Below are 18,528 nucleotides of genomic sequence, written 5' to 3'. Positions count from 1 at the left end.
GACGTGGCGCGGCTGGACCCGAGTCAGGGCGCCGGGTCCAGCCGGCTTCGCCCCGCTCGTCGTCGGGCTGCGAGTAACCCGCCTGTCCATTGCATATATAGTAATGTATGCATATGATTTGGCGGAACCGTCGATTCAGGAGGAGGACTGGAGATGGGTGCAGGGCACGGGGGCAACGGATCTCACGGACATGCCCAGGCGCGAGTGTCGACAGTGACAAGCGGTGTGGCTGTCGGGCGCATTGGCGGTGCTGGTGGCGTTTCTACTCGGCGAGGTGGTCGTTGGCGTGATCGCCGGATCGCTGGCGTTGCTGTCGGATGCCGCGCACATGCTCACCGACGCGGCCTCGATCATGTTGGCGCTGTCGGCGATCCGGCTAGCCGCGCGCCCCGCGGCCGGTGCGATGACCTATGGGTGGCGGCGGGCGGAGATCCTGTCCGCCCAAGCCAACGGCCTGACCCTGCTCGGGTTGGCTGGTTGGCTGGGCTACGAGGCGATCCGGCGACTGTTCGAGCCGCCGGAGGTCCACGGGACGCTGGTGTTCGTCACCGCGCTGGTCGGTGTTGTGGTCAATATCGCCGCGACCTGGATGATCAGCCGCGCCAACCGCACCAGCCTCAACGTCGAGGGCGCGTTCCAGCACATCCTCAACGACCTCTACGCCTTCATCGCCACGGCCCTGGCCAGCCTGATCGTCATGACCACCGGATACGCCCGCGCCGACACCATCGCCAGCCTGATCGTGGTCGCGCTCATGATCAAAGCCGGGTTCGGCCTGGTCTTCGCCTCCGGGCGCGTGTTCCTCGAAGCCGCACCGCCGGACCTCGACCCGACCGAGATCGGAGCGGCGATGGCCGCGATCGACACCGTGGTCGAGGTACACGACCTGCACATCTGGGAGATCACCTCCGGACAGCCCGCCTTGTCGGCACATGTGCTAGTCGAACCGGGCGCCGACTGCCACACGACCCGCGCCGCGGTCGCCGACGTGCTCGACCAGCACTACCACTTGCACCACGTCACCCTCCAGATCGACCACGCCCCACCCGAACTCCTGTACATCGGCGCAGTCGAGCAGAACGCACATTGCGAACACTCCCACGGCCCCGCCCATCACAGTCCCGCCCTCAGCCGTCGATAGCCCGAAATCCAGCTCAGAAAGGAATCCCTGGCATGGCAACCCTCGCTCTGCTCCTCTACCTCGTCTTCGGCGCACTGGGCTTCGGGTGGCGCAGTTGGCAACAGCGCCGGCGGACCGGGTCCAGCGGATTCCGCGGCATCAGCGGACGTCCCGGCTCGCTGGAATGGTGCGCCGGAGCCGGATTCGTCGTCGCGATCATCGTCGGTGTGGCCGCCCCGGTCGTGCAACTGGTCGGGACCGTCTCACCCGTCGAGGTGCTCGACACCGGCTGGATCCAGTGGTTCGGTGTCGTGGTAGCGGTCACCGGGATCGGGGCGACCCTCTACGCGCAGAACGACATGGGCGAGTCGTGGCGCATCGGCGTCGACGCGGGCGAATCCACCACCCTGGTGCGTGACGGCGTCTTCGCGATGGTGCGCAACCCGATCTTCACCGCCATGCTGGTCTTCGGCGCCGGTGTCACCCTCATGATTGCGAATCCGGTCGCGATCGCCGCGTTCTTGCTGCTGCTGGCAACGATCGAACTCCAGGTCCGCGTGGTCGAGGAACCCTACCTCACCGGCAGCCACGGCGAAGACTACCGCGACTACACCCGCACCATCGGTCGTTTCCTGCCCGGCATCGGCCGTGCCAGAGCAACCGGCATCGACCCGAATTCTGTCCACCCGAAAGGCAAGTCGTCATGACATCCGTTCTCGGCCGTGCCGCGGTGTTCGACCGCGACCACGAGAAGAAGACCCTGCCGGTAGCGGGCCACGAGTGGACCTACTACCTCGGCGGTGACGGCACACCGGTACTGCTGCTGCCCGGAGGTGCGGGGATCGCCAGCGGCTGGCTCGACCTCACCCCCGCCCTGCACCCCGGCTATCGCGTCCTGGCCGTCGACTACCCGCCCGGTCCCACCACCCTCGACGAACTCGCCGACGGCCTGATCGCCATCCTCGACGCCGAGCACATCGACACCACTCACGTCGTCGGACAATCCGCTGGAGGCATGCTCGCCGAAATCCTGTCCCAACGCGCACCCACCAGGGTGTGGTCCCTGGCCCTCACCAGCACCGGCCTCTACGGCCCCGAGGACCTCGACCGCCTGCGCGCCTCGCTCGAACGCACCCGCGACACCCCCTGGGAGAACACCCTCACCGCGATCGCCGCATCACTGCGCAACACCTGGAAAGACGCCGCCGACGCCGACTTCTGGATCGAACGCGTCGACACCGCCACCCGCATCGGCGGACACGACGGTGCGATCAACTCCTACCAGCGCCTGCTCGACGCGGCGGAGAAGATGGACCGATGGCACGCTGGAACAGCCTGGCACGGACCGGTCCTGATCGTCCGCGCCGACGACGACCCCCTCATCACCCCCGCCCACACCCAACGACTACGGGACCTGCACCCCGACGCCGAATACCACGTTTTCCCCGACGGCGGACACTCACTGCTGCTCGCCCGCCCCGACGACTACATCGCCGTCGTCACCGAATTCCTTCACCGCCAACGACCAACCGAAATACTGAGTCAGCGCCAGGTGCTGCGGTTTCCGACCTGCACAAGCGATCATCGGCATCATGTGTGACGCACCACCGTGAGCCGAAATCGGGACCGAAGGTCGATCTCGGGCAATGTCGGCGATGGGTCGTGGTGCGGAGGCGAACGCGATGATGACGATGGCGGCGGCGATGGCGAGTCCGGTCAGGACGAGGTCGGTGTTGGCGTAGCTGTCGGTTGCGGCCGACAGGGCGGTCCCTGCCCAGGGGGCCGATGCCATGAAGATATGGGATCTCGGTGGCGACCGGTCGCAGGTTGTTCGGGTTCGTCGAAGCCGGTCCGCAGGGGAGGCGGGTGTACTCGTGTCATACCCGTCGAATAGACGCAGAGCAGAGGGCCCCTCGCTGTCGTGAAGTGGCAAACCTCGGTACCGGGACCGGTGCTGACAGCGCATCCGGGGGGCCGCGCGGTGTTCGATGTTCAGTTGCAGCAGGTGGCGCCCGAGGCCAGCGCCTTCTGCTTGGCGTCGCTGCCGCAGCACGCGCCCTCGGCCGCGGCCTGTTCGGCGGTGCCGCAGCACACCCCACCGGCACGCTTATCGCCGACCGGTTCGCTGGCGGCCAGGGTGGGTGCGGTGCCGAAGGTTTCGGAGTCGGCGAGGACGGTGTAGACCTCCCACCGTTCGGTGTCCGGCGCGGTGACCCACACCTTGTCCTGGGTGGCGAAACAACAGGTGGTCGCGATCTGCTCCTCGGTGAACAACCCGCCTTCCGACAGCCGGGCGATCTCGCCGTGCACCTGCTCAGAGGTCTCGACTTCGACGCCGAGGTGGTTGAGGCTGCCGCCGAGGCCGGGGTTCTCGATCAGCACCAGTTTCAGCGGGGGTTCGGTCACGGCGAAGTTGGCGTAGCCGGGCTTGCGCTTGGCGGGTTCGACACCGAACAGGGTCGTATAGAAAGTGACCGCTTGGTCGAGATCGTCGACGTTGAGGGCGAGCTGGATGCGGGACATGACCGAACCTCCACTTGTGAGACATATGTCGAAAGCCTTGCGGTGTCGAGTCTGCCACCTTTTCGACATAAGTCAACAGGGTGGGTAGAGTGATCCGTATGCCCAAGGCGCTACCCGTGATCGACATGTCCGCCCCGGTCTGCTGTGCGCCGGTAGCCGCAGGCCCGGTCGGCGACGCCGCCGCGCTCGAGGTCGCGTTACGGCTGAAGGCACTCGCCGATCCGGTACGGGTCAAGCTGCTGTCTCTGCTGCTGGCCAGCCCGGCGGGCGAGGAGAACGGGGGCGACCTGGCCGAGAAGGTGAGCCTGTCGGAGTCCACGGTCTCCCATCATCTAGGGCAACTGCGAAAAGCTGGGATCATCGAGACGGAGCGCCGCGGGATGAACACCTTCCATCGCGCACGCCGTGACGCCTTGTCTGCACTGTGTGCAGTCCTCGATCCGAACTGCTGCACCTGATTCGATCGAACGACGATCGACAGCTTCTGAAGCTGCGGATGTACGTGTGCTGGTTGTCGTTTCAGATCGGGCGGTGATGCACGTAGGTGAGCATACGGCGGCGCCTTCTCCGTTCTGGCCGAGGTTCTGGTTGCTTCACGAAGCCGACCCTTCGGGCGATTCGCCTGCTCGCGAGGTTGCGGACCGCGATTCCGCAGCGGAACTCGGCGACGTCGATGAGCTCGGGATGATCGATCGCGGCCTGTAGCATCGCGGTGCCGATCCCGCCGTCGTGGCGGTGGGGGTCGACAGCGTAGAGCAATGTCGCGTAGTAGGGGCCACGTACTGTCCAGCTGTTGGTGGTGTCACCGACGCCGTAGACGGTCGCAACGACGCAGCCGACGGGCGGCTCGCCGTCACGGCCGAGTTCGCGCACTGCCAGTTTGTGCATTCTCGCTACGTATCCGGGACCGTTGGGGTCTCTTCGGACGTCTTGCATGTAGCTGGTTCTCATGATTTGGATGCCACCGAGCCACCGGCGGACTCGGCCGTCGCGTAGCCAGGACTCGACGGCTTCCAGGTCGGCGATCGTGGCCGTGGTGAGGCGGACCGTTCGTTTCATCGGATCGCAGCGAAATCGGAGTTGCCGAGATCGGGCACGCTGGCAGATGCGTGGCTATCGGAGATCACGAGGTCAGCCTATCCCCGTGACGAGTGGTCGCGGCTTCGGATGGCAGACCGCAGAAGCAGACGGCTACCACGGGATCGCCGCGAGGCGATTACCCTGACGACCACTGGTTTCGCTTGGGTGGCACTGCGCCTGAGCGTGTGGAGATTCGCTCCACGCTGATCTGAGGTCTACTGGTCGCCAGGGCAGGAGGGCCGATCCACAGGTCTGCGCTGCTCGAATATCGCCACATCGACTTGCTTGGGTGGCAACATCCTGGTATGGAATTCACGGCCCTGCACCGGGCGTTGGGACTGTCGGCCGGACCGCTCGTCGACCGGCTGATCAATGACGCTGTCGCTGCGCAGCTCGCCGAGACCGATGATCTGGACTTCAAGCGGAAACTGCCCGCCGCCAAGGAACTCGCGACCTCGGACTATCCGAAGGACGTCGCGGCGATGGCCAACAGCGGCGGCGGGACGATCGTGTTCGGTGTGGCGGAGACGAACAAGCTGGCATCGGGCCGAGTCGATGTGGGTGAAGTCGATGAGAACTACCAGCGCACCCTGGTGCGCGTTCCGGTGGCCTCGATCCATCCACCGGTGTTCGGGGTGAAGGTCTACCCGCTGGGCGACCCGAGCATGCGGGCCGCAGTGGTCGTCGTTCCGGCCAGCATCGACGGGCCTCATCTGATCTATCGGGGTGAGTGCTTCGGGGCTCCGGTCCGCAACGACGCCGATACCGAGTGGATGAAGGAACGCCAGATCGAGGCGATGTATCGGGCTCGCTTCGATGAGCGCCGCCACATCGCCGAGAGGCTGACCACCCTCTATGACGAACTGGCCCAAGCACGGGACACGACCGAGCGCGCATGGTTGATCGCCGTGGCGCATCCACGCATCCCCGCCCAGACCTCCGAACGAATCGACCGCCAATACGCACGCGACCTGTTCGACAAGGCGGCGGACCAGTCCCTGGTCTACGCGGGCCGAAATCAAGGCACCCACATCTTCGAGACGATCGATCGCCACAATCCCCGTCCAGGACTGCGCCGTTGGATCGCACCCACCACGACCGATCGAGCCCGCTGGGGAGAAGCCCAGGCCAGCATCCATCACGACGGATCGATATCGGTCGCGGCCGCTGTGGGCGGTCACCGCGGCTATCCCAACGGCGAGACACGGCCGGGCTCGGTGGTCTATTCCTACAATCTCGAATGCATGATCGCGGATCTGTTCGCCTTGATCAGGGTCGCGCACCGACACCGCGGAACGACGGAGTACGAGGTGCGCGTCGGGATCGAATGGTCCGGGACAGAGCCGTTGCTGGTCCAGACCACCGACCAGCACGGCTTCGACTTCGCGGGCAACTCCCACCCGCTCACGCGGTACGTGCCCGTCGACGCCACGATCGACGCTGGCGCCGACGATCAGCGGTTCGGCGAGCAGCTACGCGATTTCGCCCAGGACTGCGTCAACCAGGGTGGGGTGAGCCTGCTGAAGGCGATAGGCGTGTGAACTCACCGTGACGGGTTCCCCCGCGCCTGTTCGCGTGCGGCTCGTCTCGGTTCGTGGACGAGGAGTGCACGTCAGGCGGGTGGATCTCAGACCCGGCTGTCATCGAGGCGACGGCGTTCAGCCTCCTGCTGATCGAAACCTCGCCGATGCCTTCGTGCGAGATGGTGCCCCGTGTGGCCTCGGCCCTATGGGATGCCGTGGTCGAGCGGCGTTACTGATCTGGACAGGTCGTTCGGTTTGACTCAACGGGAGGGCGTTGGTTGGTCTGACCGGCCCGACCATGTCGATGAAGCGACCGAGGTGGAGTTGGTGGGCCACGGTGGTGATCGCGGTAGGGCCGAGCCGGTGTTTGGCGAGGATCAGGTCGGCCTCTCCGCCACGGGAGTCGTCGCGGTCGTAGGCATCGGGCCGGTGAATGAGCAGGATATTGTCGGCGACTTGGGAGAGGGTGTCGGAATCACGCAGATCCGTGACAAGTGGCCGTTTGTCCGTTCGTGCCTCGACTCCGCGCCCGAGTTCTGCGGTCACCACGATGGGGATGTTGAGTTCGAGGGCCAGAAGCTTGAGCCGCCGCGTGATGACCGACAGTTCTCGTTCGCGGCTTGCGTCGAGGCCGAGGTTGGCGTCGATCAGGTTGATGGGATCGATCGCGATCAGATACAGCTGCTCGGCGCGATCGAGCTCGTTCACGTGCTCGCAGAACTCGTCGAGCGTTGGACCGGGAGTGGAGTTGACGAGCAATGGTGCATCCGATATTTCGGCCATGCGATGAGCCAGCCGTGACCAATCCTCATCGGACATCCGCCCGGTACGAAGGTCCCACCGTTTGATTTTCGACTCGGCGCAGAGCATTTGGGATATCACGTCGGTCACCGGGCGATCCAGGCAGAACACTGCGGTGCGCAGTTGGTGCTTTATCGCCGCGCACCGCGCGAAATCAAGTAGCAGCGTCGAAGACCCGACGCCGGGTCGGCTGGCGATGACGGTGAGCGAACCGCTGGACAGCCCGCCGGTGAGCTCGTCCAACTCTGTGAATCCCGTCGGCACACCGACTGAATAGCCGCTGGCTGTCGTGTCGATCTCCTCCATCGTGTCCTGAAGGATGTCGTCCAATCGGTGAGTCGGCAGCATCGTCCGGCCGGGCTTGCTGCGACGGCGTCGCAGCGATGTCGACGCGCGGCCAGACAACAGCAGCCGGGTCTCTTCGCTGACCGCGGTACTGCCGGGTCGGTCACGGAAGGCTTCGATGCCTCGAAGTACGGCCGCGACTATCTCCGACTCGGCGGGATCGCGGGAGTCGAGGACCACCGACGCCTCGTGGTTGGAACGCATTCCGCCCATCGTCAGATTGGGCGAACCGATGAGCGCTTCGGCATGTCCGTCGGCGAAGCTCGCGTGGTAGGTTTTCGCGTTCTGAAATTCGTCGGGTTGCACGACAACGCGCAGGGCGGCGTGCGGATACGGTTGAAGCAATGCGCCAAGAGCGATCAGTGCGTCGGGATCGGCTTGATCCGGTGCGCCACCGGCGACGATCAAGAGACTCCCCCCACGGTCGAGGAAACCAGTCATCGATTTCCTGACCTGCTCGACCGCTGGAGATGTGAGGAATCCTGTTCTGATCGCGATCGATTCAGCGCTGTCGAACTGGCTGCGGAGCCACTGCTCGAGTCGCGGCTGGTCCCCGAGAACGCTGTCGAGGTAACGCATTGAACGACTTCCTCCCACAGGTACAACGCTGGAGGTAGGCGCTGAGCACTCTCCGAGCGACTTCACGCAGATTAGCCGGTCAGAGCTTCTACGCGGGGATCTTTCAAGGTGTTCGCAGTAGTGATCGATCGCTCGATGATCGACCCGCATGCTGGCAGCAACGCTTCTCACCGCATCGTTCGCCGAGCGACGTTCAGGATTCGCCGGATGTGGGGACGAACACGACAATTGCAGCGACGATGGCGAGTCCAGCCAAGACGAGGTACGAGCGAGCGAAGCTGCCGGTCGCTGTGGCCAGAGCCGTGCCCATCCACGGCGCGAGGGCCATGACGATGGCCACGGGTGCGGACAGGAGTCCGTTGAGGCGTCCGTAGTGTGTTGCGCCCCAGCGTTCGGTGATCGCGGTGGCTTGGATCAGGGTCATGATCCCGCGCACCAGCCCGGCCCCGATCGAGACCCCGATCAGGACCGCGACGGTGGTGCCGAGCCCGAGCAACGCGGTGGTGATCGCGGTGGCGGCGAAGGCCACGACGATCCGGACGCGGGGGCCAGTGGCGGCGGCGAGTGGCAGGCAGCCGATGCGGCCCAGGACTTGCCCGGCTCCGCCCAGGCCGAGAGTGAGCGCGGCCAGGGAAGGGGAGAATCCGCGTTCGAGCAGTAGAGGTACGAGGTTGAACACTCCGGCGAACGCGGTGAACGCCCCCAGACTCAACCCGAGGACCAGAGCGAGGAAGGCGGGGCTACGGGCGATGGCGGTGTGGTCGTCGTGGAAGTCGCTGATTGGTGCCGGTGGCGGCGGCCAGTCCCCTCGTAGCCCGAACCAGTGTGCGGGGATGGTGACCACGGCGAGGACCGCGGTGAGGGCGAGATAGGTTGCCCGCCAATCGGTGTGCTGTACCAGCGCTGCGGTCAAGGGCGCGAAGACGGTGCTGGCCAGTCCGGCGGCGAGAGTCAGGATCATCAGCGCCTTGACGTGGGTGTCGCCGTACCAGCGGGTCAGCGCGGCGAAGGCGGGCGGGTAGAGCACCGCGCCCATCGCGATCCCCGCGGTCAGCCAGCCGAGGAAGAACACGACCGGGTTCGGCGCGAGCGCTACCGCGAGCAGTGACGGGACGGCGAGGATGGAGCCGCCGGTCATGATGGCGCGGGGGCCGGTGCGGTCGAGCAGGCGTCCGACGGGGATGCCGGTGAGCGCGGCGGCGAGCTGGCCGAGGGAGAACGCGGCGGTGATGGTCGAGGCGGACCAGCCGGTGTCGGTGGTGATGGATACGGACAGGACGGGGAAGGCGTAGTAGAGGATTCCCCAGCTGGTGATCTCGGTCAGACACAGGATCACCAGCACTCGCCGCAGACCGACGGCGGTGAGGCCGCCGGTCTGCGGGGTGAGGATGGTCTCGCTCAACGGTTTCTACACCCGCGCGGGAGCGGTGAGGGTGATGAATTCCGGCTCGGGTTGCGATTGCGACGGTGCGCCGCAGCAGCCGCCGCCGCTAGCGGCGTCTGCGGTGGTGTCGGGGTCGTCGAAGACTCCGGCGCCGCCGCAGACTCCGGTGTCGGGCAGGGTGAGTTCGACGCGGGTGGCGGCTTCGTGGTCGCCCGCGAGGGCGGCGGCGATGGAGCGGACCTGTTCGTAGCCGGTCATGGCGAGGAAGGTCGGTGCGCGGCCGTAGCTTTTCATCCCGGCCAGGAACACGTCGGGTTCGGGGTGGGACAGTTCGGTGACGCCGTGGGGGTAGACGGTGCCGCAGGAGTGCACGTTCGGGTCGATCAACGGGGCGAGCTGGGTGGGGGCTTGCAGGACGGGGTCGAGGCCGAGGCGGATTTCCGACAGCCAGGACAGGTCGGGCCGGAATCCGGTCAGCACCACGACCCGGTCGACGTCTTCGAGGCGTTGCCCGCCATCGGAGATGAGGGTGTGCCGGTCGCTGGTGTCGGATTCGATGGCGGCGGTGCGGAATCCGGTCACCACCCGCAGATGTCCGGCCTCGACGGCGGCCTTGGCGCGTTGTCCGAGTGCGCCGCGGGCGGGCAGTTGGTCGGAGTCGCCGCCGCCGAAGGTGTTGGTGGTGTCGCCTCGGCGCAGGACCCAGCTGATCAGGGTGTCCGGCTCCTTCTCGGCGAGTCCGGCCAAGGCGATGATGGCGGTGAGTGCGGAGTGCCCGCTGCCCGCGATGACGATGTGGCGTCCGGCGTAGCGGGCGCGCACCTGCGGATCGTCGAGGTCGGGGACCCGGTACTCGATCACCTCGGCGGCGGCGGATTCACCGAGCGCGGGAAGTCCTTCGCCGCCGAGGGGGTTGGGAGTGCCCCAGGTGCCGGAGGCGTCGATCACCGCGCGGGCGAGGACGCGGTCTTCGGTGCCGTCGGCGCGGCGCAGGTGCACCGAGAGGGGTTCGGTGTCGCGGCCGGAGTCCACGACGCGGCCGCGGCCGCGGCGGGCGACGCCGACGACCTCGGTGCCGAGGCGGACGGTATCGCCGAGCGCATCCGCCAGGGGGATCAGGTAGTCGCGGGTCCAGTCCTGCCCGGTCGGGTAGGCGTCGGGGTTGGGGGTGCTCCAGCCGGTGGTGTCGAGGAGGCGGCGTGCGGCGGGGTCGATGAGTTCGCCCCAGCGGGAGAACACACGGACGTGGTTCCACTGCGCCACCGCCGCACCGGCGGTGGCGCCGCGTTCGAACACGAGGACGGGGACGTCGCGTTCGCGCAGTTGGGCGGCGGCGGCCAGGCCGATCGGTCCGGCTCCTACGACAACGACGGGCAGCTCGTTCATAACCCAGGTTCCTTTCATCGACAGTCATCGATCAATCACTCGAACTGTATCGACGTTCATCGATGAATGCAACCATCGATGAACGCCGATATAATCGTGTGATGACCGATCTCGAGATGCCCGTCCTGCGCACCGAGCGCGTCGATGTGCTCTCGACCGCCGACGCGACGACCTACGCGGCGTGGTTCGCGTGCCTGGCCGATCCGACCAGGGTGCGGCTGTTGCACCAGGTCGCGACCCGTCCGGCCGGGATCACCGTCGGCGAGCTCGCCGAAGCCCTCGGCATCGGCCAGCCCACGGTCTCCCACCACGTCCGCAAACTCGCCGATGTCGGGTTCGTCAGCCTCCACAAGGACCGCACCTCGACCGTGGTCATGGTCAACCCCGCCTGCTGCACGGGCCTGCCGCACGCCGCCGACGCGGTCATGGGCGTGCTGACCCAACGCCCGTGCTGCCCCAGCGACCTGCCCGAGGACGTCGCGATCCGCGCCATGACGGATGCGGACTGGCAGGCGGTGCTGCGGATCTACGGAGAGGGCATCGCGACCGGCGATGCCACCTTCGCCACCGAGGTCCCCGACCGCGACGCTCTCGAGGCCCAGTGGCTGCCCGAGCACCGGTGGGTCGCCGAGATCGAGGGCACCGTGGTCGGATGGGCCGCACTGAGCCCGGTCTCGGGGCGCGACTGCTACCAGGGCGTGGCGGAGAACTCGGTCTATGTCGCCGAGGACATGCGCGGACGCGGTGTGGGAAAGGCGTTGCTGCACAAGCAGGTCATCGCCGCCGACGACGCCGGGCTGTGGACGTTGCAGACCTCGATCTTCCCGGAGAACCGCGCCAGCATCGCCCTGCACCACTCCGCCGGATACCGCACCATCGGCCTGCGCGAACGCATCGCCCAGCATCATGGCGTGTGGCGTGACACCGTCCTGCTCGAACGCCGCAGCCCCGTGAACTGACCCGTCCGATTCGCCTGTCGGCGCGGGTAATACGTCACCTTCTGCCGGGGGGGCCATCGTGCCCGCGGCCGCCATTCACCGCGCATGCCTTCGGCGATCCCCGAGAAGTTTGGCGACGGTGTCGATGTCGGTCGCGTCGGGTAGCGAATCGGCGTGTTCGAGAATGACGCGCTGGATCTGGAAGTCGGTGACCACAGCCGGACCGGCCGCGAGAACCTCGACGGCGGCGGCGATCTCGGCCGCCGACAGGCCGGGCCGCGAACACAGTGCGAGCAGCGGAACATATCCGGTGCGCGGCGCGTCGCCGGGATAGCCCGCGCGCAGCCAGCGCAGCAGGGTCCGCGCGCACCTGTCCGCGCTTTCCAGCCACCGCGTGCTGCCGACACGGTCGCCGCCGGTCGCGTCGGCGGATCTCACCGTGCCCGCCGACGGGGATGGCGGCGGGCCCGGCACGACGGCGCCCGAACAACGGGCGCGGGAGGCGGGGCCGCCTCGACCGGATATCGCGACATCGCGGGGGTGGTCTGTCCCGCTGATTTCGGTAGTGACATGTTCGGCGCCACCCTCCTCGACCGGCCCTTGACTCAGCGATTATTGACTCAATGATGGTTGTACTAATATGAGTCGTCGTCAAGCGGGCGGCCGTGCAGGAATCGGCGCCGACGTCTACCGCGAGCGTGTTCACTCGTTGTTTGCTTGCGGTCGAGTTAGATGGTGGTGAATATCGACGTATGTCTAAGTCGCTGTCCGCGGTCGCGCCGGTCCAGGAATGCGCGGCCTCCCCGCTGGTGCGGGAACCGCTCTCGGGTGAGGCCGCCGCAGGGTTGGCGGGGGTGTTCAAGGCGTTGTCGGACCCGGTGCGGTTGCGGGTGTTGAGCGCGGTCGCGGCGCGGGCGAACCACGAGGCGTGCGTGTGTGACCTGTCGGAGGGCATCGACGTGACCCAGCCGACGATCTCTCACCACCTGAAGGTGTTGCGCGAGACCGGGTTGCTCAGCAGCGAGCGGCGTGCGTCCTGGGTCTACTACCGCATCGAGCCTGCGGTGTTGCGGCAGGTGTCGGGGTTCCTGACCGTGGTGACTCCGCAGGACGCGCGGTGAGCGCGCTGGCGCGGCGGCTGGTCGCGGAGTTTGTGGGCAGTGCGTTGCTGGTCGCGGTGGTGGTCGGTTCGGGGATCGCCGCTCAGCAGTTGTCTCCCGGCGATATCGGGTTGCAGTTGCTGGAGAACTCGACTGCGACGGTGTTCGGGCTGGCGGTGTTGATCCTGGTGTTCGGGCCGGTGTCGGGCGCGCACTTCAACCCAGTTGTCTCGCTCGCGGATTGGTGGCTCGGTCGGCGTAGCGGGACCGGACTGAGCGCGATGGAGCTGGGGGCCTATATCGGTGCGCAGGTCGCGGGGTGTTCGGCGGGTGCGGTGCTGGCGAATGTGATGTTCGAGGTCGGCGCGTTCCAGGTCTCGGTCCACGACCGGGTCAGCGACGGCCACATCGTCGGCGAGGTCGTGGCGACGGCAGGTCTGCTGGCGGTGATCTTCGCCCTCGCGCGGACGGGACGCGCGGGGATGTCGGCGGCCGCGGTGGGGGCCTATATCGGTGCGGCGTATTGGTTCACCAGCTCGACCTCGTTCGCCAATCCGGCGGTGACGGTGGGGCGGATGTTCTCCGACACCTTCGCCGGGATCGCGCCGGGCTCGGTTCCGGCGTTCGTCGGCGCGCAGCTGCTCGGCGCGGTGCTCGGGTTGGGGTTGAGCGTGTGGCTCTACCCCGGCAGTGCCGCCGCCTCGGCGGACAATGTCGTGGTGCCGCACGAGGCTCCCACCGTCGACGCCGACAATCTGTCTGCTCGTTGAAAGGACTTTCGTCTCATGGCATCCAAGCCCAGTGTGTTGTTCGTCTGTGTCCACAACGCCGGTCGTTCGCAGATGGCCGCCGGTTTCCTGACCCACCTGGCCGGGGACGAGATCGAGGTCCGCTCGGCGGGCAGCGCCCCGGCCGACTCCCTGAACCCCGCCGCCGTCGCGGCGATGGACGAACTCGGCATCGACATCACCGCCCAGTTCCCGAAGGTCCTCACCTACGACGCGGTGGAGACCTCCGACGTGGTGATCACGATGGGCTGCGGTGACACCTGCCCGGTCCTGCCGGGAGTGAGCTACCGCGACTGGGAACTCGACGACCCGGCAGGGCGAGGTGTGGAGGCGGTGCGCCCGATCCGCGACGAGATCCGGACACGGGTCGAGGCGCTGATCACCCAACTCCTGCCCACGCGGACCTGAAGCACCTCACGCCCTGCGTACCGGCCGTTCGTGGACACCGGTCCGACCGGTGCGATCTGTTGTGGTGTTCGGCGGATTCGGGGTTGCATCCGGTACCGGGGTACAGGCTTACCGTGAATCCATGACCGATGACGACCTGCGCGAACAGATGATGAACCTGTCCGCGTGTACCCTGCCCACCACCGAACGCCCGACCCGGCTGGCCGAGTTCGACCAGTTCTTCACCGACGCCGTGACCGCGACCGCCCGTCCGAACCCGACCCGGCTCGAGTTGCACCTCACCGGCGAGGGCGACGCCGAGCGGGTCGGACGGGATCTGGCTGCCCGCGAGTCGGCGTGCTGTTCGTTCTTCACCTTCACCTTCGCCCCGGCACCCGCGGGAACCCTCATGCGGATCGAGGTTCCCGCTCTCCATGTCGAGGTGCTCGATACTCTCGCCGCGCGCGCCGACGCCGCTGTTGGGCGGGCGGGTCGATGACTACCGGGTTACGTAGCGGGCAATTGGCGGCAGCGGCGGGAGTGAACGCGCAGACGTTGCGCTACTACGAACGGCGCGGGCTGCTGGCCGAGCCGGATCGCTCCCTGGGCGGGCACCGGCTCTATCCGAAGCAGGCGGTGACGGTGCTGCGGGTGATCAAGGCCGCCCAGGGGCTCGGGTTCACCCTCGATGAGGTCGCGGAGTTGTTGGAGGCCACCCGCTACGGCCATCCCCGTGCCGATGCCGGGTTGGCGGCCCGCGCTGCTGTCAAACTCGCCGAGGTCGACGCCAAACTCGCCGAGCTCACCGCCGTCCGCGACACCCTGCGCGCGGCGTTGGCCGCCGGTTGTGACGACCTGCTCGAGTGCAGCGAAAGCCCCTGCTGCCCGGTCCCGTTCGACCGCGACGGTCGCGACCTCCCGATCATCGCCACCGAGACGAGTGGTCGCTGTCGCTGCTGACCCCGCCGGCACCGGCCGCCGCTGGTGGGCGCCGATCGGGCTCGGCGCGGCGGTGTGCGTGGCGTGCTGTCTGGCTCCGATTCTCATCGCTGCTGGGGTAATCGGCGGTGGAGCGCTGCTGGTCGGCCTGTCGTGGCTGGAACCCCTCGGCTTCATCCTCTTGGGGGTCGGCGTGGCCGGGCTGATCTGGTCACGTACTCGCCGCCGAGGCGACACCTGCGGCGCGGGCAGCGACGCCGAGGTGGGGTGCGAGAGCGCGGGATGTGGCTGCGCCACCGCGACGACCTCGGCGGGATCGGCACCGTAGGCTGCCCGACCATGACCGTTGCCCGTTCTGTCCTGTTGTTCGTCTTGGCTGCGGTCGCCGAGATCGGCGGCGCGTGGCTGGTGTGGCAAGGCGTGCGCGAGCATCGCGGCTGGGCGTGGATCGGGGCCGGGGTGATCGCGCTCGGGCTCTACGGATTCGTGGCCACGCTGCAACTGGACGCGCATTTCGGGCGCATCCTGGCTGCCTACGGTGGGGTGTTCGTGGCCGGATCGCTGTTGTGGGGAATGGCCTTCGACGGTTTCCGGCCCGACCGCCACGACCTCACCGGCGCGCTGCTGTGCCTGGCCGGGGTGGCGGTCATCATGTACGCACCCCGCCGGTGACCCCGCCCCCGGCGCGGATCTGATGCCGATCTTCGCGCCGAGAGCGGATGGTCAGATGGTCAGGGACTGACGGTCGGCGGTGAGCCGGTGTTCGCGGACCCAGGCTTGTGCAGCGATTTGTGTGGCGTCCCAGGGTGATCCCAGGGGCGGGGTGTAGGACAGGTCGAGTTCGCTCACGGCCTCGACGGTCATGTCGTGGAACAGGGCGGTGGCGTAGGTGTCGACGCGTTTGGCGATCTCGGCGCCGCGGCGGCCGACGAGTTGTGCGCCGAGCAGTCGTCCGGTGCGGGTGTCGCCGGTGATGCGGATGGTGATCGGGGTGGCGCCGGGGTAGTACGCCTTGTGGTCATCGGGTGTGGAGGTCGTGGAGGCGGGATGCCAGCCACGGTCGGCGGTGTGGGCTTCGTGCTCGCGCAGGCCGGTGCGGGCGGCGACGAGGTCGAAGACCTTGACCACCTGGGTGCCGAGGCTTCCGGCGAAGCGGGCGTTGCCGCCGACGGCGTTCTCTCCGGCGACGCGGCCCTGCTTGTGCGCGGTGGTGCCCAGGGGCAGCCAGGTCGGGCCGAGCAGGCGGTGGTGGGTGAGCACGCAGTCCCCGGCGGCGAACACACCCGCGAGGTTGGTGCGCATCCCCTCGTCCACCACGATCGCCCCGCGCGCGGTGCGCTCGACCCCGGCCGCGGCCGCCAGCTCGGTGTCCGGCCGGACGCCGACGACCACGAGCACGAGATCGGTGGTGCGGGTGAAGGGTTCACCCTCGTGGACGGTGGTGACCACGAGTTCGCCGGTATCGCTGCGTGACTCGATCGCGGTGACGGTGGTGTCGGTGATGACCTCGACACCGTGGGATTGGAGTTCGGTGCGGACGAGTGCGCCGAGTTCGGGGTCCACGGTGGGCAGTACCTCGGGCAGGGCTTCGATCTGGGTCACCGCGATACCGCAGGTGGTGAGTCCTTCGGCCATCTCGAGGCCGATGTAGCCCGCGCCGATGATGATCGCCCGCTTCGGATCTCGGTTGTCGAGGCTGGCGGTCAGGGCGTGGGTGTCGCCCATCGAGTGCAGCAGGTGCACCCCGTCGCCGGGACCCAGGACATCGAGTCCGGTGATGGACGGGCGGTCCGAGACCGCGCCGGTGCCGACGATCAGCGCGTCGTAGTCCAGGCTGCGGGTCTGCCCGGTCGGGTCGAGGACGGTCAGTGTCTGGTTGGCGGGGTCGATGTGGGTGGCGCGGGTGTCGGTGAGCACGGTCATGCCGGTGGCGGCCAGATCGGCGGCGCTGCGGTGGGCGAGGTCGCGCCAGTGGGTGACCTCGCCGGAGATGTAGTAGGGGATGCCGCAGATCGAGAAGTTCGGGTAGTTGTCGGCCACCACGACCGTGACGTTCGTGGCGGGGTCGAGTTCGCGGGCGCGCAACGCCGCGCTGATACCGGCATCGCTGCCACCTATCGCGATGACATGGCGATCGGACACGGGCGGATACTCCTCAGCTGGTGAGAGACGCGGACAGGAGAAAGGTCAGCCGACCGTGGTGATTTCGAGTTCGGCCAGCAGGCGCCGGACTCGTTCCTCGATCTCGTCGCGGATGGGGCGTACCGCCTCGACGTCGTGGCCCGCAGGGTCTTCCAGGACCCATTCCTCGTAGCGGCGCCCCGGATAGACCGGGCAGGCGTCCCCGCAGCCCATCGTGATGATCACATCCGCAGCCTGGACGATCTCCTCGGTCCAGGGCTTCGGGAATTCGCCGGTGATGTCGATACCGGCCTCGGCCATCGCCTCGACGGCGGCGGGGTTGATGGAGTCACCGGGCTCGGAGCCCCCTGACCAGGCCACCGCCTGCTCACCGGCGAGGTGGGTGAAGAACCCGAGTGCCATCTGGGAGCGTCCGGCGTTATGGGTGCACACGAACAACACCGTGGGCTTGCTGTCGACGATCTTGCCCTCCACCCGCGCCAGGGCGCGCAGGCGTTGGCGGGCGAAGCGCTCGGCCAGCAGCGGTAGGTAGTTGACCACGGTCGCGCGCCCGGCGAACTGGTCGTAGGAGGAATGCAAGAACCGTTCGATCGTCTCCACCCCGAAGGTGTCGGTGAACTCGGTCTGCAACCGGGTGGCAGCGGTCTTGAGCGCCAACTGCTGATCGATGGTCAGATCCTCTCGCGCGTAGGTGGTGCGGGCCAGAGGCGTTTCGGGCATGGCAGGACTCCAAACATGCAGCAGTGAAAGTGTTTTCGGATGAGGTCGGGTCAGGCGGGGTCGGTGGTGACGGTGACCGCGATGCGGTCGATGCGTTGACGGAGTTGATCCAGGGCGAGGTCGAAGGCGTCCTCGGTTCCGGCGGGGACCGGGTCGGGGATCGACCAGTGCAGACGTGCGAGGTCGGCGGGCAGCTCCTCGTGGGCGTTGTCGCAGACCGCGATCACCAGATCCCCCGGCCGCACCAGCCCCTCGACAGACTGCGGGGATCGGGGACGCAGGGGGATGCGGTGACGGCGCGCGGCGGCGACCGCGCCCGGATGCACCCGTTCGGCGGGATGGGTGCCCGCCGAGGTGGCCGGGACCTGGCTGCGTTGGGCCCAGGCGGCGACCGCCAGTTGTGAGCGCGCGGTGTTGCGCGAACACACGAATACCACCCGTTGGGCGGGGATCACGCTGCGCGGCAGCAGATTCGCGCCGAAGTCGGTGACCAGGCGCAGGTAGCTGCGGCGACGGTCCCCCTCGGAGCGGTCGCGGCGCACCAGCCCGGCGCGTTCGAGGACCTGGACGTGGTGGGCCAGCAGGTTGGTCGACAGGCCCAGCCGGGCGCACAGCTCCGAGGACGCCATGTCGCCGGTGGCCAGTATGTCCACGATCTGTATCCGCGTGATGTCGGCGAGCGCGGCGTGCACCTCGGCCCGCCGCGCCACCGACCATAGTTCCTCAGTAGTCATTGACTCAATGATCGCTGATCCAATATCGTGGGTCAAGCG

General features: G+C 67.5%; 21 protein-coding genes. 12 read left to right on the top strand and 9 right to left on the bottom strand.

What is annotated here, in order from left to right:
• Positions 1-223 precede the first annotated feature (223 nt).
• The 3 genes from ON30_RS33625 to ON30_RS33615 are packed head-to-tail and all read left to right on the top strand — an operon-like array spanning position 224 to position 2,720.
• Positions 224-1,141: a cation diffusion facilitator family transporter gene (locus ON30_RS33625; protein ID WP_239476931.1), complete on the top strand. Its 918-nt coding sequence runs from the start codon at positions 224-226 to the stop codon at positions 1,139-1,141.
• Between the two features lie 32 nt (positions 1,142-1,173).
• Complete coding sequence (locus ON30_RS33620; protein ID WP_040714311.1) at positions 1,174-1,827, top strand: methyltransferase family protein; 654 nt, start codon at positions 1,174-1,176, stop codon at positions 1,825-1,827.
• Positions 1,824-2,720, top strand: a complete 897-nt coding sequence (locus tag ON30_RS33615) for an alpha/beta fold hydrolase (RefSeq protein ID WP_040714310.1) — start codon at positions 1,824-1,826, stop codon at positions 2,718-2,720. The genes ON30_RS33620 and ON30_RS33615 overlap by 4 nt, the downstream gene beginning before the upstream one ends.
• 392 nt (positions 2,721-3,112) lie before the next feature.
• On the opposite strand, the gene ON30_RS33610 is transcribed toward ON30_RS33615, so the two are convergent.
• On the bottom strand, positions 3,113-3,643 hold the full coding sequence (locus ON30_RS33610; protein ID WP_040714309.1) for an ArsI/CadI family heavy metal resistance metalloenzyme: 531 nt from the start codon (positions 3,641-3,643) through the stop codon (positions 3,113-3,115).
• A gap of 98 nt (positions 3,644-3,741) precedes the next feature.
• Between ON30_RS33610 and ON30_RS33605 the strand changes: the two genes are divergently transcribed.
• The gene (locus ON30_RS33605; protein ID WP_040714307.1) at positions 3,742-4,101 is read left to right on the top strand and encodes an Rv2640c family ArsR-like transcriptional regulator; all 360 of its coding nucleotides are present in this window, start codon (positions 3,742-3,744) and stop codon (positions 4,099-4,101) included.
• A 61-nt stretch (positions 4,102-4,162) separates the two neighbouring features.
• On the opposite strand, the gene ON30_RS36800 is transcribed toward ON30_RS33605, so the two are convergent.
• Positions 4,163-4,702: a GNAT family N-acetyltransferase gene (locus ON30_RS36800; protein ID WP_051030364.1), complete on the bottom strand. Its 540-nt coding sequence runs from the start codon at positions 4,700-4,702 to the stop codon at positions 4,163-4,165.
• 326 nt (positions 4,703-5,028) lie between these two features.
• Between ON30_RS36800 and ON30_RS33595 the strand changes: the two genes are divergently transcribed.
• Positions 5,029-6,264, top strand: a complete 1,236-nt coding sequence (locus tag ON30_RS33595; RefSeq protein ID WP_040714305.1) for an RNA-binding domain-containing protein — start codon at positions 5,029-5,031, stop codon at positions 6,262-6,264.
• A 117-nt stretch (positions 6,265-6,381) separates the two neighbouring features.
• Here the strand turns inward: ON30_RS33595 and ON30_RS36795 are convergent, their stop codons facing one another.
• From ON30_RS36795 to ON30_RS33580, 3 genes are all read right to left on the bottom strand, one after another.
• The gene (locus ON30_RS36795) at positions 6,382-7,971 is read right to left on the bottom strand and encodes a DnaB-like helicase C-terminal domain-containing protein (RefSeq protein WP_063125128.1); all 1,590 of its coding nucleotides are present in this window, start codon (positions 7,969-7,971) and stop codon (positions 6,382-6,384) included.
• A 193-nt stretch (positions 7,972-8,164) separates the two neighbouring features.
• On the bottom strand, positions 8,165-9,373 hold the full coding sequence (locus ON30_RS33585; protein ID WP_051030362.1) for an MFS transporter: 1,209 nt from the start codon (positions 9,371-9,373) through the stop codon (positions 8,165-8,167).
• 6 nt (positions 9,374-9,379) lie between these two features.
• Complete coding sequence (locus ON30_RS33580; protein WP_040714303.1) at positions 9,380-10,741, bottom strand: FAD-dependent oxidoreductase; 1,362 nt, start codon at positions 10,739-10,741, stop codon at positions 9,380-9,382.
• Between the two features lie 101 nt (positions 10,742-10,842).
• Here ON30_RS33580 and ON30_RS33575 point away from each other — a divergent pair, with 101 nt between their 5' ends.
• Complete coding sequence (locus tag ON30_RS33575) at positions 10,843-11,700, top strand: helix-turn-helix domain-containing GNAT family N-acetyltransferase (protein WP_040714301.1); 858 nt, start codon at positions 10,843-10,845, stop codon at positions 11,698-11,700.
• A gap of 75 nt (positions 11,701-11,775) precedes the next feature.
• Here ON30_RS33575 and ON30_RS33570 read toward each other — a convergent pair whose 3' ends face one another.
• Positions 11,776-12,117, bottom strand: a complete 342-nt coding sequence (locus tag ON30_RS33570; RefSeq protein ID WP_051030361.1) for a DUF3349 domain-containing protein — start codon at positions 12,115-12,117, stop codon at positions 11,776-11,778.
• A 314-nt stretch (positions 12,118-12,431) separates the two neighbouring features.
• Between ON30_RS33570 and ON30_RS33565 the strand changes: the two genes are divergently transcribed.
• From ON30_RS33565 to ON30_RS33540, 6 genes are all read left to right on the top strand, one after another.
• Positions 12,432-12,800, top strand: a complete 369-nt coding sequence (locus ON30_RS33565) for an ArsR/SmtB family transcription factor (RefSeq protein ID WP_040714300.1) — start codon at positions 12,432-12,434, stop codon at positions 12,798-12,800.
• Positions 12,797-13,549 carry an aquaporin gene (locus ON30_RS33560; RefSeq protein WP_040714298.1) on the top strand — a complete coding sequence of 251 codons (753 nt, stop codon included), beginning with the start codon at positions 12,797-12,799 and terminating at the stop codon, positions 13,547-13,549. The genes ON30_RS33565 and ON30_RS33560 overlap by 4 nt, the downstream gene beginning before the upstream one ends.
• A 15-nt stretch (positions 13,550-13,564) precedes the next feature.
• A complete protein-coding gene (locus ON30_RS33555; RefSeq protein WP_040714296.1) occupies positions 13,565-13,975 on the top strand; it encodes an arsenate reductase ArsC in 411 nt (136 codons plus the stop codon).
• A gap of 121 nt (positions 13,976-14,096) precedes the next feature.
• The gene (locus ON30_RS33550; protein WP_239476929.1) at positions 14,097-14,453 is read left to right on the top strand and encodes a hypothetical protein; all 357 of its coding nucleotides are present in this window, start codon (positions 14,097-14,099) and stop codon (positions 14,451-14,453) included.
• Complete coding sequence (locus ON30_RS33545; protein WP_040714295.1) at positions 14,450-14,914, top strand: MerR family transcriptional regulator; 465 nt, start codon at positions 14,450-14,452, stop codon at positions 14,912-14,914. Before ON30_RS33550 ends, ON30_RS33545 begins: the two co-directional genes overlap by 4 nt.
• A 318-nt stretch (positions 14,915-15,232) precedes the next feature.
• Complete coding sequence (locus tag ON30_RS33540) at positions 15,233-15,565, top strand: YnfA family protein (RefSeq protein ID WP_040714366.1); 333 nt, start codon at positions 15,233-15,235, stop codon at positions 15,563-15,565.
• Between the two features lie 51 nt (positions 15,566-15,616).
• Here the strand turns inward: ON30_RS33540 and ON30_RS33535 are convergent, their stop codons facing one another.
• Genes ON30_RS33535 through ON30_RS33525 form a run of 3 tightly spaced genes read right to left on the bottom strand, consistent with a single transcriptional unit; the run spans position 15,617 to position 18,489 of the window.
• Positions 15,617-17,035 carry an FAD-dependent oxidoreductase gene (locus ON30_RS33535; protein WP_040714294.1) on the bottom strand — a complete coding sequence of 473 codons (1,419 nt, stop codon included), beginning with the start codon at positions 17,033-17,035 and terminating at the stop codon, positions 15,617-15,619.
• A 45-nt stretch (positions 17,036-17,080) separates the two neighbouring features.
• Positions 17,081-17,755: an arsenate reductase ArsC gene (locus ON30_RS33530; RefSeq protein ID WP_040714293.1), complete on the bottom strand. Its 675-nt coding sequence runs from the start codon at positions 17,753-17,755 to the stop codon at positions 17,081-17,083.
• A gap of 50 nt (positions 17,756-17,805) precedes the next feature.
• A complete protein-coding gene (locus ON30_RS33525) occupies positions 17,806-18,489 on the bottom strand; it encodes an arsenate reductase/protein-tyrosine-phosphatase family protein (RefSeq protein WP_040714292.1) in 684 nt (227 codons plus the stop codon).
• Positions 18,490-18,528 lie beyond the last annotated feature (39 nt).

Origin of the sequence: Nocardia takedensis NBRC 100417 (assembly GCF_000308695.1) — a bacterium.
GTDB lineage: Bacteria > Actinomycetota > Actinomycetes > Mycobacteriales > Mycobacteriaceae > Nocardia > Nocardia takedensis.
The sequence above is the reverse complement of the archived record's forward strand: the minus strand, read 5'-3'. Positions and strand labels throughout refer to the sequence as shown.

What these genes read in the sequence shown, in the direction of transcription:
- ON30_RS33525 (WP_040714292.1), bottom strand. Translation starts at nt 18,489, where the DNA reads ATGACTACTGAGGAACTATGGTCGGTGGCGCGGCGGGCCGAGGTGCAC.
- ON30_RS33565 (WP_040714300.1), top strand. Translation starts at nt 12,432, where the DNA reads ATGTCTAAGTCGCTGTCCGCGGTCGCGCCGGTCCAGGAATGCGCGGCC.
- ON30_RS33530 (WP_040714293.1), bottom strand. Translation starts at nt 17,755, where the DNA reads ATGCCCGAAACGCCTCTGGCCCGCACCACCTACGCGCGAGAGGATCTG.
- ON30_RS33540 (WP_040714366.1), top strand. Translation starts at nt 15,233, where the DNA reads ATGACCGTTGCCCGTTCTGTCCTGTTGTTCGTCTTGGCTGCGGTCGCC.
- ON30_RS36795 (WP_063125128.1), bottom strand. Translation starts at nt 7,971, where the DNA reads ATGCGTTACCTCGACAGCGTTCTCGGGGACCAGCCGCGACTCGAGCAG.
- ON30_RS33605 (WP_040714307.1), top strand. Translation starts at nt 3,742, where the DNA reads ATGCCCAAGGCGCTACCCGTGATCGACATGTCCGCCCCGGTCTGCTGT.
- ON30_RS33595 (WP_040714305.1), top strand. Translation starts at nt 5,029, where the DNA reads ATGGAATTCACGGCCCTGCACCGGGCGTTGGGACTGTCGGCCGGACCG.
- ON30_RS33610 (WP_040714309.1), bottom strand. Translation starts at nt 3,643, where the DNA reads ATGTCCCGCATCCAGCTCGCCCTCAACGTCGACGATCTCGACCAAGCG.
- ON30_RS33555 (WP_040714296.1), top strand. Translation starts at nt 13,565, where the DNA reads ATGGCATCCAAGCCCAGTGTGTTGTTCGTCTGTGTCCACAACGCCGGT.
- ON30_RS33545 (WP_040714295.1), top strand. Translation starts at nt 14,450, where the DNA reads ATGACTACCGGGTTACGTAGCGGGCAATTGGCGGCAGCGGCGGGAGTG.
- ON30_RS33550 (WP_239476929.1), top strand. Translation starts at nt 14,097, where the DNA reads ATGACCGATGACGACCTGCGCGAACAGATGATGAACCTGTCCGCGTGT.
- ON30_RS36800 (WP_051030364.1), bottom strand. Translation starts at nt 4,702, where the DNA reads ATGAAACGAACGGTCCGCCTCACCACGGCCACGATCGCCGACCTGGAA.
- ON30_RS33580 (WP_040714303.1), bottom strand. Translation starts at nt 10,741, where the DNA reads ATGAACGAGCTGCCCGTCGTTGTCGTAGGAGCCGGACCGATCGGCCTG.
- ON30_RS33575 (WP_040714301.1), top strand. Translation starts at nt 10,843, where the DNA reads ATGACCGATCTCGAGATGCCCGTCCTGCGCACCGAGCGCGTCGATGTG.
- ON30_RS33620 (WP_040714311.1), top strand. Translation starts at nt 1,174, where the DNA reads ATGGCAACCCTCGCTCTGCTCCTCTACCTCGTCTTCGGCGCACTGGGC.
- ON30_RS33615 (WP_040714310.1), top strand. Translation starts at nt 1,824, where the DNA reads ATGACATCCGTTCTCGGCCGTGCCGCGGTGTTCGACCGCGACCACGAG.